This window comes from Acidisphaera sp. L21, from assembly GCF_009765685.1.
Lineage (GTDB): Bacteria > Pseudomonadota > Alphaproteobacteria > Acetobacterales > Acetobacteraceae > LMUY01.
In genome coordinates this window covers 13,950-27,729 of sequence record NZ_LMUY01000048.1, presented here as the reverse complement: position 1 = coordinate 27,729, position 13,780 = coordinate 13,950, and the positions used below count along the sequence as shown (strand labels likewise).

General features: G+C 66.2%; 10 protein-coding genes. 5 read left to right on the top strand and 5 right to left on the bottom strand.

Annotated features, from left to right (window positions below; all coding sequences use genetic code 11):
- Nucleotides 1-13: 13 nt before the first annotated feature.
- From serS to GSQ76_RS10855, 5 genes are all read left to right on the top strand, one after another.
- Nucleotides 14-1,279, top strand: coding sequence for a serine--tRNA ligase (gene serS / locus GSQ76_RS10875; RefSeq protein WP_158743939.1), 1,266 nt, complete (start codon nt 14-16; stop codon nt 1,277-1,279).
- 91 nt (nt 1,280-1,370) lie between these two features.
- Nucleotides 1,371-1,988, top strand: coding sequence for a TetR/AcrR family transcriptional regulator (locus GSQ76_RS10870; protein WP_158743938.1), 618 nt, complete (start codon nt 1,371-1,373; stop codon nt 1,986-1,988).
- A gap of 82 nt (nt 1,989-2,070) precedes the next feature.
- Nucleotides 2,071-2,469 carry a DUF2852 domain-containing protein gene (locus tag GSQ76_RS10865; protein ID WP_158743937.1) on the top strand — a complete coding sequence of 133 codons (399 nt, stop codon included), beginning with the start codon at nt 2,071-2,073 and terminating at the stop codon, nt 2,467-2,469.
- Nucleotides 2,470-2,580: 111 nt separating this feature from the next.
- Nucleotides 2,581-3,171, top strand: coding sequence for a hypothetical protein (locus tag GSQ76_RS10860; RefSeq protein ID WP_158743936.1), 591 nt, complete (start codon nt 2,581-2,583; stop codon nt 3,169-3,171).
- 67 nt (nt 3,172-3,238) lie between these two features.
- Nucleotides 3,239-4,819 carry an ABC transporter substrate-binding protein gene (locus GSQ76_RS10855; RefSeq protein ID WP_408836452.1) on the top strand — a complete coding sequence of 527 codons (1,581 nt, stop codon included), beginning with the start codon at nt 3,239-3,241 and terminating at the stop codon, nt 4,817-4,819.
- Here GSQ76_RS10855 and GSQ76_RS10850 read toward each other — a convergent pair whose 3' ends face one another.
- The 5 genes from GSQ76_RS10850 to GSQ76_RS10830 all read right to left on the bottom strand — a co-directional run bounded on the left by GSQ76_RS10850 (nt 4,820) and on the right by GSQ76_RS10830 (nt 13,754).
- Nucleotides 4,820-6,970 carry a malate synthase G gene (locus GSQ76_RS10850; RefSeq protein WP_158743934.1) on the bottom strand — a complete coding sequence of 717 codons (2,151 nt, stop codon included), beginning with the start codon at nt 6,968-6,970 and terminating at the stop codon, nt 4,820-4,822.
- A 70-nt stretch (nt 6,971-7,040) separates the two neighbouring features.
- Entirely contained in the window at nt 7,041-8,399 is a 1,359-nt protein-coding gene (locus tag GSQ76_RS10845) for a cytochrome P450 (protein ID WP_158743933.1), read from the bottom strand.
- A 4-nt stretch (nt 8,400-8,403) separates the two neighbouring features.
- Complete coding sequence (locus GSQ76_RS10840; RefSeq protein WP_158743932.1) at nt 8,404-8,592, bottom strand: hypothetical protein; 189 nt, start codon at nt 8,590-8,592, stop codon at nt 8,404-8,406.
- 175 nt (nt 8,593-8,767) lie between these two features.
- Nucleotides 8,768-11,926 (bottom strand): CheR family methyltransferase, encoded by a 3,159-nt coding sequence (locus GSQ76_RS10835; RefSeq protein ID WP_158743931.1) that lies wholly within the window; start codon nt 11,924-11,926, stop codon nt 8,768-8,770.
- A gap of 28 nt (nt 11,927-11,954) precedes the next feature.
- Nucleotides 11,955-13,754, bottom strand: a complete 1,800-nt coding sequence (locus GSQ76_RS10830; RefSeq protein WP_158743930.1) for an ABC-F family ATP-binding cassette domain-containing protein — start codon at nt 13,752-13,754, stop codon at nt 11,955-11,957.
- Between the last annotated feature and the right edge of the window lie 26 nt (nt 13,755-13,780).

Here is a 13,780-nt window from a genome sequence, read left to right as displayed (position 1 = left end):
TTCGGGGTTTCTGATGCACGACATACGCGCGATCCGTGAAGATCCAGTCGCGTTCGATGACGCAATGGTCCGCCGCAACGTGTCGCCCATGTCTGCCGGGATCATGGAACTGGACCTGGAGCGCCGTGCCGCACAGACCACGCTGGGTGAGCGCCAGGCCCGGCGTAACGCCTTGTCGAAAGAGATCGGCCAGCTTCGTCGCACCGGCGGCGAGACGGCGGCGTTGGAGGTGGAAGCCGTTGCCCTGCGCGACGACATGGTGGCGCTGGAAACCACAGTCACCGCGCTCGGCGCAGACATCGAGGCCCGGCTGGCCAGCCTGCCCAACGTGCTTGACCCGGACGTGCCCGATGGCACGGACGAGACGGCGAACATCGTCGTCAAGCAAGTCGGCACGCCGCCGGAGATGTCCGCCGCCCGGCAGCATTTCGAGTTGGGCGAGGCGTTGGGGCTGATGGATTTTGCTGCCGCCTCCAAGCTCGCCGGGTCGCGTTTCACCGTGTTGCGCGGTTCGCTCGCGCGGTTGGAGCGGGCGTTGGGCCAGTGGATGCTGGATTTGCACGTGACCGAACACGGGTATGAGGAAACGGCGGTCCCGCTACTGGTGAACGATGCGACGGCCTATGGCTCCAACCAATTGCCGAAATTCGTGGACGACATGTTCCGTACCGCCGATGGGCGCTGGTTGATCCCGACGGCGGAGGTGCCGCTGACCAACATGGTGGCGGGCGACATCGTGGCGGAAACGCGCCTGCCGTGGCGCATGACGGCGCTGACGGAGTGTTTCCGGTCGGAGGCTGGGTCGGCCGGGCGGGATACGCGCGGCATGCTGCGGCAGCACCAGTTTCGCAAGGTGGAGATGGTGTCGATCACTCGCCCGCAGGACAGCGACGCCGAGCACGAGCGGATGACCCGTTGCGCCGAAACCGTGCTGGAGCGGTTGCACCTGCCGTACCGCCGAATGCTGCTGTGCTCCGGCGACACCGGGTTCGGCGCGGTGAAGACCTTCGATTTGGAGGTTTGGCTGCCGGGGCAGGGGATGTGGCGGGAGATCAGTTCCTGTTCCAACACCCGCGCCTTCCAGGCCCGGCGTATGAACGGCCGCTATCGCCCGGCGGAGGGCAAGGTGGAGTTCGTCCATTCGCTGAACGGGTCGGGCGTGGCGGTTGGCCGGGCGCTGATCGCGGTGATGGAGAACTACCAGCAGCCGGATGGCTCGATCACCGTGCCGGAGGTGCTGCGCCCCTACATGGCCGGGCTGGACCGGATCGGCGGCTGAGCCGACCCAGCACCGCGCAACGCTGGCCGATTCTCGCTGGCTTCGTTGCTGCGCTGTCCCAATCTGCGGCAGTGATGTAAACCCTGCTCACATGAGCTTCGGGCGCGATAGCTATCATCACGGCAACTTGCGAGAGGCGTTGGTCGAGGCGGCGCGGCGGTTGATTGCCGAGCGTGGTTTGGGCGGGTTTGCCTTCGCGGAGCTGGCACGCGCTGCCGGCGTCAGCCCCGCCGCGCCCTACCGGCATTTCCGCGACCGTGGCGCCTTGGTGGCCGAACTCGCCCTGCGTGGCTTCGCTATGTTGCGGGAGGATTTGCTGACCGCCTGGAACGATGGCCGCCCTGACCCGGCCGCCGCTATCGAACGCTGCGGCCGTGCCTATCTGCATTTCGCGCGGCGCGACCCGGCGGCCTACGCGGCCATGTTTGACGGGACGCCGGGCGAAACCGACCCAGCACTGCGCGCCGCTGCCGATGCTGCCTTCGCCGTGGTGCGCAACGCTGCCGAAGCCGCGTGCGCCGCCGCGCCCACCCGCAACCGGCCGCCGGCGCTGATGGTGGCGCTGCATGTCTGGACCCTGTGCCACGGCACGGCGTCCTTGTTCACCGGCCCACCATCGCCGGGTCGCCGCCCGCTGCCGATGACGCCGGAGGATCTGCTGGAGGCGGGATTGCTGGTCTATCTACGGTCCCTCGGGCTCGGCGGATAACAAATTCGCGAGCGGCTTTACGCAGGCCCGAGGAAGGGGCATCTATGTGAATGTGATTAACATTCACCCTCGGAGTTCCCCAATGGCTTTCTCCGCTTCGCGTCTCGATGAGATTGGACGACCCGCCTGGATTGCCATCACCATCGCCACCTTTTGGCTATGGTGGCCGCTTGGGCTGGCCGTGCTGGCCTATTGCGCCTTCGGTCGTCGCCGGGGTCGCGGCATGAACCGCGGGCAGTGGCGGTTTCCGGACATGATGGGGCGCTGCGCCAGCGGCTTTTCCTACGCGCCACCCTCCGGCAACCGCGCCTTCGACGAGTATCGCTCGGAAACCCTGCGCCGTCTGGAAGACGAGCAGAAGGAGTTCGTCGAGTATCTGGATCGCTTGCGCCAGGCGCGTGACAAGCAGGAGTTCGACCAGTTCATGGCCGATCGCCGCCAGCGCCCGGCGCGCACGGAAGACTTCAACCAGCCTTCGTAGGCTCTGAAAACCGCCTCCTTCCTGGACGAGGGAGGCGGGTTCGGGCTGGCGTCCCTTGCCCCCGCTAGCCAGCGTTCTTAAACAGACGCCGAACTTCGATGGATCGGTCCTTTGCTTCGAATCGTCGTTCTCGGCACCCTGCTCGTGGCTCTGGCCGGCTGCAAACCGGATTATTCGGCCAACTCCTACAACAGCAGCGCCGTGCAGCAGGCCAACAAGGTCGATGAGGCAGTGGTCGTTGGCCGCCGCAATGTTGGCGTCACCACGGCTGGCGCCACCGGCGCGGTGACGGGTGCGGCCGCGGGCGGGATCGCCGGGTCGCAGGTAGGCGGGGGCGTGACCTCCGCATTCGGGGCTTTGGACGGTACGGTCGTCGGTGGGTTGCTCGGATCGGCCGTTGAGAAGACCACCGGCGAGGCGACAGCCTATGAGTATGTCGTGCGCAAGCCGAATGGCGATCTGCTGTCGGTGACGCAGCAGGATGTGAAGCCACTGGAGATCGGGCAGAAGGTGCTGGTGATCGCAGGCAACCAGGCGCGGATCATCCCCAGCTACATCGTCACGCTCGACCCGGCGCCGCCGCAGCCGAAGACCGAAGCGACTGCCCCGCCGCCGCCGCCGGTCGCGGCCACTCCGCTGACGCCGCCGCCGCCGACCACCGAGCCGGTGCCGGTGCCGACTGCTCCAACCCCCGCGCCCTGACGCCCCTTTTCACCGCGGGCAGAGTGCGAGAGGTTGCCGGGATGCACGAGGACGCAGCTCCATGACCATTTCCCGCCGCCGCCTGCTGCAAGCCGCGGCTGCCAGCACACTTGCCGCGCCCGCCATCGTGCGGGCTGCGGCCGAGACGACGCTGCGATTTATCCCGCAGGCGGATTTGGCGGTGCTGGACCCGGTCTGGACCTCCGCATACGTCACACGCAACCACGCGTTTGCCGTGTTCGATACGCTGTATGGGCAGGACGCGTCGTTCAAGCCGCAGCCGCAAATGGTTTCCGGCGCGATCGTGGAGGACAAGCACACCATCTGGAAACTCGGCCTGCGCGATGGCCTGCGCTTCCATGACGGCACGCCGGTGTTGGCGAAGGATTGCGTGGCTAGCATCAAGCGCTGGGGCGCGCGAGACTCGTTCGGCCAGTCGCTGATGGCGGTGACGAACGAGATTTCCGCACCCGACGACCAGACCATCCAGTTCCGGCTGAAATCCTCCTTCCCGTTGCTGCCGGACGCGTTGGGCAAGGCCGGGCCGAACATGTGCCCGATCATGCCGGAGCGGCTGGCGAACACCGACCCGTTCAAGCAGGTCACCGAGATGGTGGGCAGTGGCCCGTTCCGCTTCATCGCGGACGAGCGCGTGTCCGGCTCCCGGGTGGTCTATGCCAAGTTCGATGGCTATATCCCGCGGTCCAGCGGCAAGCCGGAATGGACCGCCGGGCCGAAGCAGGTGCATTTCGACCGGGTGGAATGGAACGTCATCCCGGACACCGCCACCGCGACCGCGGCCATGCAGCGCGGCGAGATGGATTGGTGGGAGAAGCTGGATTTCGACCAAAAGCCGCTGCTGGCGAAGGACCCGAAGCTGCAGATCTTCGTCGTTGAAACGACGGGAAATTGTGGCTTCCTGCGCTTCAACGAATTGTTTCCGCCCTTCGACAATCCGGCAATCCGCCGTGCGTTGCTGGGCGGGGTGATCCAGGGCGACTACATGGCTGCCGTCGCGGGGGACGACACGTCCGCATACCGCACCGACCTCGGCTATTTTCCGCCGGGCACGCCGCTGGCCAGCGATGCCGGAATGTCGGCGCTGACCAGCCAGCGCGACTTCGAGAAGGTGAAGCGGGACCTGGCTGCCGCCGGCTACAAGGGCGAGCGGGTGGTGGTGATGGTCGCCTCCGACTTCCCGACGCTGGGCGCGCTGGGCAATGTGGGCGCCGACATGCTGCGGCGCTGCGGCATGAACGTGGATCTGCAGAGCACGGATTGGGGCACGATCATCCAGCGCCGGGCCAGCAAGGCGCCGTTGGACAAGGGCGGCTGGAGCGTCTTCTTCTCGACCTTCACCGGGATCGACATGGCCAGCCCGGCCAACAGCCAGGGCCTTCGCGGCAATGGCGCCGCGGGCTGGTTCGGCTGGCCGGACTCGCCGAAGCTGGAGAGCCTGCGCGCCAACTGGTTCAATGCCCCGGACGAAGCGGCGCAGAAGAAGATCGGCGAGGAATTGCAGCGCCAGGCGTTCAATGACGTGCCTTTCCTGCCGCTGGGCCAGTATTTCCAGTCCACCGTGCAGCAGCGCAACCTGAGTGGGACGTTGCGCGGGCTGCCGGTGTTCTGGAACGTGAAGCGAGGCTAGCTAGGCGGCCTTCGCCTCCCGCCGGCGGGCGGTGAGGATGTACTCGGTGTAGCCGTTGGGCTGGGTGCGGCCCTTGAACACCAGGTCGCACGCGGCGTGGAAGGCCGGGCCGTCGAAGCCCGGCGCCATCGGCCTGTAGACCGGGTCGCCGGCGTTCTGCCGGTCCACCACCGCGGCCATGCGGCGTAGGGTTTCCATCACCTGGACCTCGGTCGCGATGCCGTGGCGCAACCAGTTGGCGATGTGCTGGCTGCTGATGCGCAGGGTGGCGCGATCCTCCATCAGCCCGACATCGTGGATGTCCGGCACCTTGGAACAGCCGACGCCCTGATCGATCCAGCGGACGACGTAGCCGAGGATGCCCTGGGCGTTGTTGTCCAACTCGGCCTGGACGTCGTCCGGCGCCCAATTCGGGCGGTCCGCCAGGGGGATTGTCAGCAGGTCGGAGAGTTTGGCCTGGGCGCGCCGGGCTAGTGCTTCCTGGCGGTCGGCGACGCTCACCTGGTGGTAGTGCAGGGCGTGCAGCGTGGCGGCGGTGGGTGAGGGGACCCAGGCGGTGTTGGCGCCGGCCTGCGGGTGGCCGATCTTCTGCACCAGCATGTCCGCCATCTTGTCCGGCGCGGCCCACATGCCCTTGCCGATCTGCGCCTTGCCGCGCAACCCGGCGGCCAGGCCGATATCGACGTTGCGGTCCTCATACGCCTTGATCCAGGCCGTGCCCTTGATCTCGCCCTTGCGGATGAACGCGCCGGCTTCCATCGAGGTGTGGATCTCGTCCCCGGTGCGATCCAGGAAGCCGGTGTTGATGAACACCACGCGGTCCTTCGCGGCGGCGATGCAGGCGGCGAGGTTGGCGCTGGTGCGCCGCTCCTCATCCATGATGCCCATCTTCAGCGTCGCATGCGGGATGCCGAGGATCTTTTCCACCCGGCCGAATAGTTCGGCGGCGAAGGCGACTTCCTCCGGCCCATGCATCTTCGGCTTGACGATGTAGACCGAGCCCTTGCGGCTGTTCTTCTTCAACTTCAAGTCGTGCATCGCAATCATCGAGGTGATGGCGGCGTCCAGCATGCCTTCGGGGATTTCCTCGCCCTGCGCGTCCAGCACGGCGTCGGTGACCATGTGGTGGCCGACATTGCGGATCAGCATCAGGCTACGGCCGCCGAGCCAGAGCGATCCACCAGCCGGCTTGGTGAATTTGCGATCCTCGGACAGCTTACGAACCAGGGACTTACCGCCCTTTTCGAAGGTAGCGGACAAGGTGCCGTTCATCAGGCCCAGCCAGTTGCGATAGACCAACACCTTGTCGTCGGCATCGACAGCGGCGACGCTGTCCTCGCAATCCATGATCGTGCTGATGGCGGATTCCAGCACTAGGTCGGCAACGCCCGCCGGATCACCGGAGCCGATCGGGTGGCCGCGGTCGATCAGAACTTCGATATGCAACCCATTGCGTTTCAACAAAACCGCCGTGGGGGCAGCCGGCTCGCCGAGGTAGCCGACGAACTGCGCCGGGTCTGCCAGGCCGGTGCGGCCGCCGGCGTGGTGCACCAGCAGCGCGCCGTCCTCGACCGTGTAGCCGGTGGCGGGTGCGTGGGAGCCGTGGGCCAGCGGGGCGGCTTCGTCCAGGAATGCCTTGGCGCGGGCGACGACCTTCTCACCGCGGGCCTTGTTGAATCCCTTGCCGCGGGCGGCGCCGTCGGCATCGTCAATGGCATCCGTGCCATACAGCGCGTCGTACAAGCTGCCCCAGCGTGCATTCGCGGCGTTGAGAGCGTAGCGGGCGTTGCTGACGGGCACGACCAGTTGCGGCCCGGCGATGGTGGCGATCTCCGCATCCACGTTGCTGGTATCGACCGCGAACGCCGCCGGCTCCGGCAGCAGGTAGCCGATGCTCTGCAGGAACGCCTCGTAGGCGGCCGGGTCGGTCACGGCGCCCTTGTGCTGGACGTGCCAGGCATCGATCTGGGCCTGCAACTCGTCCCGTTTGGCCAGCAGCGCGTGATTGCGCGGTGCCAGGTCGGCCACCAAAGCCGCAAAGCCGGACCAGAACGCGTCCGCTGTCACCCCCGTGCCGGGCAACGCCTCGGCTTCGATGAAGGCGTAGAGCGGGGTGGCGACCTGAAGGCCGTGGGCTGGGGTCCGCTGCATCAAATCCTCCGTAAATGCGGCCCCGTTCTTGCGCCGGCGCGGCCGGTTGTCGAGGGCTCGCGTTGGTTCGTTAGCGCCGGCGCAGGGTGAAATGCGCCAGCCGGTCTGGCTGGGTCGTCACACGGCCGATCGGCCGGACTGCAGCGGCGTCGGGCGAGGTGATATGCAGCGCGCCCACCAGCTTGGCCAGCACCAACATCGCCTCCGCCATCGCGAATTGCGCGGCCACGCAGATCCGTGGCCCGGCGCCGAAGGGGAGGTAGGCAAACCGGGGCGGTGGCGGCGCTTCCGGCATGAAGCGCGCCGGGTCGAAGGCGTGGGGGTCGGACCACAGCAGGCTGTGCCGGTGCAGCACCCAGGGCGCGATCGCAACGGTCGCCCCGCGCGGTACCAGCGTGCGGTTGGCCGTATCACGCGCCAGCGCTTCCCGGGTCACCAAGAAGGCAGGCGGATACAACCGCAATGCCTCACTCACGACGGCCCGGGTCACGGGCAGATGGGACAGCACACCAGCAGCGTCATCCGGGCTGAACGGATGCGCCGCGGCCTCGGCCGCCACACGTTCCTGCCATAGGGGAGCCTGGGCCAACAGGTTCAGCGACCAGAACAGCGTCAGCGCTGTCGTTTCGTGCCCGGCCAGGATCATCGTCGCGACCTGGTCGCATAACTGCACCCGGCTGAAGCCCTCACCGGTTTCGGGATCGCGCGCCGCCATCAGCATGTCGAACAGGTCGCGCGGTCCGTCGCCGGGTGGCAGGCGGGAGCGTGCGTCGACGATGCCGCCGATGAGCGCGATCCACTCGATGCGAAACCGCCGCCGTGCCGGGTCGCGCGGGTTGGGTAGGCCGTCCGGCAGCAGCAGGTCGAAGGCGGAGGCGTTGGCGAGCTGCGTCGCGAACCGCATCAGTAGGCTGCGCATCGGGCTGCCCATCTCCGCCATTTCCAGCGAAAACATCGACTTGGCGGCGATCTCCAATGCGGTGCGCTGAACCTCCGGCAGCAACTCCACTGCGTGGCGATCTGCCAACCGCACCAGGCAATCCTGCGCCGCGGTGGCGATGTGGTGGGTGAGCACCGGCATCGAGCGGGGGGCGAAGATCGGTGCGATCGTGCGGCGCTGATGCCGCCAGGCAGGTCCTTCGCTCAGCAGCAGCCCTTCGCCCAGTAGCGGTCCCAATACCCGGCGGGAGATCCGCGGCCGACGGTAATTGGCTGCGTTCTTTACAAGAACGTGCCCGATCGCGTCCGGCTCGTTCAGCAGCACTTGCACGCGGCCCATGAAGCTGCCGACGACGACCGGCCGCTCGTAGGCACGGCGACCCCACATTTGCAGCGCATTCGTGCGGAGGATGCGTAGCAGACCCAGCGCGCCCGGAGCGGTCGAGCGCAAGGCGTGGATCGGTGGGGCGAGCCGGGGCTCCGCGAGCATGGTGCTAGGACGCCTTGGTCAGCGCAGCCAGCAGCGCCACCTGATCGACCGGTTTTTGGAGCCGCGGCACGTTCTGATACCGAAGTTCGACCGCGTGCTTGCTGAAGCCAGTCTTGAACAGGACGGGCATGTCGTCCGCCATCAAAGCGTCGACGACCGGGTAGGACGGACGGCCGTACAGGTCCAGATCCAACACGGCGCAATCAACGCGCGTGGCCTGCGTGCAATCAACGCCAGCGCCGCCTCCACACGACCTACCGGCCCCGCCATCTCCGCCCCGGCGCTCTCCAGCATGTAGATCATGTCGGTGGCGATCATGTAATCATCCTCAACGACTAAAACCCGGCGCCCGTCCAGAGGGCCCTTGGTCAAGACGTTACGGCAGGACGATGCGTGCCCTCGTCGTCTTCCAACGGGATCTCGATCCGACACGACACGCCATCACTCCGGAATTTCAGGTCGGTCGTTGCACGCATCGCGTTTTCGAGAGATCGCCGGATCAATTCCATACCAAATCCGCTCTGTGTTGGGCCGTCGGTTGCCATCTTCACCCCGGACTCGACCCAATCCACGATCAGGCTTCGTCCATCACCGATCGATTGGACCCGCCATGTAATGGAGAGTGAGCCCATCGAGCCCTTCAACGCACCGTACTTGACCGCGTTCGCCGCCAATTCGTGGACGACCAATGCAATCGCCTGCACGCGCGCCAGGCGCAGGCTCGTCGGCGGCCCGGCCACAATCACCTGGCTGCTCTCCGCATCGACCGATGCGCCATGCGCTTCCAGTTCCAGGCGGATGAGCCCACCGAGATCGACCATCTCGTCCCGCGCCTCGCTGATCAGACCTTGCACCCGCCCCAACGCGCCCAAACGCTCGTTGAAGCCTTCCAATGACCCGCCCTTGCCAAGCGTCTGGCGAGCAATGGCCTGAATGACGCCCAGCATGTCCCGGGTGCGATGCTGCAGTTGGGCAACCAGCATCCGCAATTGCGCTTCCGCCCGGGTGAGGTTGGTGACGTCGACGAAGGTGACAACGACGCCGGCCACCAATTGGTCGAGATTGCGATAGGGCGCGAACTGAACCAGGAAGTGCGCACCATCGGTTTGGCGGTGGATCTGCCGCTCGATCTGCTTGCCATTTTCCATCACGGCGGTGACGTCTTCAACCAGGTCCGGCAGCTTCAAGGGCCCGGACAAGTCGGTGATCGGGCGGCCGCGGTCCCCGGGGAGGATGTTGAACAACTTGCCGACGGCTGGCGTGAAGTTGCGGATCGTCAGGCGCCGGTCCAGGAAGACCGTGGCGATGTTGGTGGCATCGAACAGGTTCTGCAGGTCGTTATTCGCCCGGTCCAGCGCCTCGACCTTGGCGTGCAGTTCGGCGTTGACGGTGTGCAGTTCCTCGTTGACCGATTGAAGCTCTTCCTTCGATGCCTCCAACTCCTCGTTGCTGGATTGCAGTTCCTCGTTGACGGATTGCAGTTCCTCATTGCTGGATTTCAGCTCTTCCAGCGCGGTCTCGTATTCCTCCACCAGCGCCTGCAAACGCTCCCGCGTGTCGCGCAGTTCATTTTCCAGCAGCGTGTGGGCGCCATCCGACACGATGCTGAGCCGGAGAGCCGCCTCTTCCTGGCTCAGCGGCGCGCCTTCGTCGGCGAACAGCACCAGATAGAGCGGTTCTTCGGAGAGTTCGATCAGCGGCTCCACGGTCAACGTCACCAGTTGAACGCGCCCATCCTCGCCTTCCACGCGGATGCCGGACCGGACGACCATCTGGTTCTTCTCGACCGCCTCGCGAAACACGGTGCGCAGATCCAGCCGCATACTGCGCCGGGCCATGGTGAGTAGCTGGCGGGTTGGGATGCCAGGGGCGGCTTCCAGATAGCGCCCTGTCTTGTTGGAGAAGAACACGATGTCGCCTTCCCGGTTGGCGACGACATGGGGTGGGGAAAACCGCTCAAGCACCTGGGATTGCACGAACTGGCGCATGCTGATGGCGCCATTCACGCCACGCCGGGGCGTCGGTGCTGTCGCTGTCGGCGACGCTGGCCAGCCCGACATGGTCATCGGCAGGCGGTATGACGGCGCAGTGTCATCCCGGCTGCGGAAGATCCGGTGCCGCTTGTCCATGGGGGCGAACAGGTCGCGATACTGCGAGATGTTTTCCGAGGTGCCGAGAAACAGATAGCCGCCCGGCCGCAATGCGTAGTGGAAGGTCGGAACCACCTGTCCCTGTATGTCCGGCCCGAAGTAGATCAATAGGTTGCGGCACGACACCAGATCCATGCGGGAGAACGGCGGATCCCGGATGACGCTGTGGGGTGAAAAGATGCAGAGGTCACGCACGTCCTTGGACAGGACGAACGCGCCGCCATCGACGACGAAGAAACGCTGACGCCGTTCCTGCGACACGCTATCCAGCAAGGCGGCAGGATAACGGCCCGCACGGGCAACCGCCAGTGCGTGCTCGTCGATGTCGGTGGCGAAGATCTGCACCCGCGGCAACGTGGCCAGCGTCGCCATATGCTCCCGCAGGAGGATCGCGATCGAATAGACTTCCTCGCCTGTGGCGCAACCCGGCACCCATACCCGCACCGCATCATCGGCGCCGCGGCCCTCGAACAAGCGAGGGATCACCAGGGTGGCGAGGTTGTCGAACGCTTCGGAATCGCGAAAGAAGTTGGTGACGTTGATCAGCAAGTCGCGGAACAGCGCATTCGCCTCCGTCGTGTCCTGCTGCAGACGGGCAATGTAGGCCTGCAACGTGCCAAGGTGCACCACCTGCATCCGCCGCTGCACCCGCCGCATGAAGGTCTTCACCTTGTAGCCGGCAAAGTCGTGCCCGACCTGGCTGCGCAGGATCGTGTAGATTTCCGATCGTTCGGCATCCAGCACCCGGCTGTCCTGCTGGAGCGTGGCATCCTCGGCAATGTTGTCCAGCAGGGTCAGGCCATGCGCGAATTCGACCAGTTTGCTGCCCATCGCCTCCACAGGGATGGCCAGATCGACCAGGCCGGTGGCAATCGCGCTGTCCGGCATGCTGGGATGACCCGGGCCAGAGCCGTTGCGGGTTTGCGCGAGGGTAAGGCCACCGCGCTCCTTGATCGCCTTGATCCCGAGCGTGCCATCGCCGTCGCTGCCCGACAGCACGGCGCCGGCGGCGTAATCGCCAAGGTCGAGCGCCAAGGCACTGAAGAATATGTCGATCGGCTTGCGCTCACGGCCGCTCGCGCCGGGTCGGGCGATTGTCAGCCGGTAATTCTGGATACCCAGGATCGCGTCCGCTGGCAGGACGTAGACGCAATTGGGGCAGACCTCCGCACCGTCGGTCGCGACCTGAACCTTCAGGGAGGTGTAGCGCGCAATGATCTCGTGCAGGATGCTCTCCCGCTCGGGGTTCAGGTGCGTCACGACGACCACCGCCAAACCAGGTTGGTCCGGCATGCCCCGGAAGAATCCTTCCAGCGCCTCCACCCCACCTGCCGACGCGCCCACTCCGACGATGGGAAATTGCGCTGATTCAACCATGTGACGCAACGCGCTCCAAAATGATTATTCAGGCTTGGTCGTTGGTCGCCATCATTTCACGCATGGCCTCCAATTCTAACCAACGTTCCTCCGATTTTGCCAGTTCTGCCTGCGCTGCCGCTAGTGCCGCAGTGGCTTCCTTGAACCGGGTGACGCGGCGACGATACAAATCCGGGTCGGCCAGCTCGGTTTGCAAGGCGCGCACGCGATGCTCCAGCTTGCCGATCTCGGCCGGAAGCGATTCGAGCGCCAGTTTGTCTTTGAACGACATTTTGGGCGCGCGGGTGCCCGTGCGTGGCTTCGCCGCCTTTGCAGCTTGCCGCACCGTCTCCGCTTCCGTGGGTCCTCGCTGGAGCAGCATGTCGCTGTAGCCGCCGGCATACTCCGTCCATTGCCCGGCGCCTTCGGACGCCAGGGTGGAGGTGACGACCCGATCCAGGAAGTCACGGTCGTGGCTCACCAGCAGAACGGTGCCGCTGTAATCGGCCAGCAGCTCCTGCAGAAGGTCCAGGGTTTCCAGATCCAGATCGTTGGTCGGCTCGTCCAGGATCAGCAGGTTGGATGGGCGGGCCAGCGCGCAGGCAAGCAGCAATCGCCCGCGCTCGCCGCCGGACAGCATGCCGACGGGGGTGCGCGCCTGTTCGGGCTGGAACAGGAAGTCCTTCATGTAGCCGACGACGTGACGCTTCTGCCCGGCCACGGTGACCTGGTCGCCATCGCCGCCCGTCAGCGTGTCCTGCAGGGTGGTCGCCGGATCTAGCGCGGCGCGCTGCTGGTCGAGCGTCACCGGTTGCAGGTTGGTGCCCAGCACCATGGAGCCGGTGTCCGGCTCGTCCAGTCCGGTCATCAGCCGCAGCAGCGTGGTCTTGCCAGCGCCGTTCGGCCCGACGATGCCCAGCCGGTCGCCACGGAGTACCCGCAGCGACAGGTCCTTCACGATGGGGCGCTCGCCATAGGATTTGCTGGCGTGTTCCGCCACCACGACCTGCTTGCCCGAGACCTCGCCGTCAGCGGCGGCCAGCTTCAGCGTGTTGCCGGGGCCGCCGGCCTCGCGCCGCTTCTGCCGCAGCGCCGCCAGTTCGGCCACGCGGCGCACGTTGCGCTTGCGCCGGGCGGTGACGCCGTAGGTGATCCAGTGTTCTTCCCGCACGATCTGGCGGTTCAGCTTCTGCCGGTCGCGCGCCTCCTGCTCGGCCACTTCTTCGCGCCATGCCTCGAAATGTTCGAAGCCGCGATCCATGCGGCGGGTGATCCCGCCCTCTAGCCAGATGACGCTGCGGCCGACATTCTGCAGCATGCGGCGGTCATGGCTGATGAGCACGATGCCGGCGCGCAGGCTGGCCAGTTCCTTCTCCAGCCACTCGATGGCCGGCAGGTCCAGGTGGTTGGTCGGCTCGTCCAGCAACAGCAGGTCGGGAGAGGGCGCCAGCGCACGGGCAAGCGCCGCACGCCGGGCCTCGCCGCCGGAGAGGTTGGCCGGGCTCTCGTATCCCGTCAGGCCCAGCCGGTCCAACAGCGCCGGGCCGCGGTGCTCGTCGTCGCTGGGGCCCAGGCCGTCCTGCACGTAGTCCAGCGTGGTGGCGAAGCCGGACAGATCCGGCTCCTGCGGCAAATAGCGCATGGTGGTGCCGGGCTGCACGAACCGCGTGCCGCCATCCGGCCGCAGCATCCCCGCGGCGATCTTCAGCAGGGTGGATTTGCCAGACCCGTTGCGCCCGACCAGGCAAATCCGCTCCCCCGCGGACACGCCGATCGACGCGCCATCCAGCAGGGCCTGGGTGCCCAGCGTGGTGTTGATGTCCTGAAGTAGCAAAAGAGGTGGGGCCATGGCGGCTGTCTGGCCCGCCCCACCGG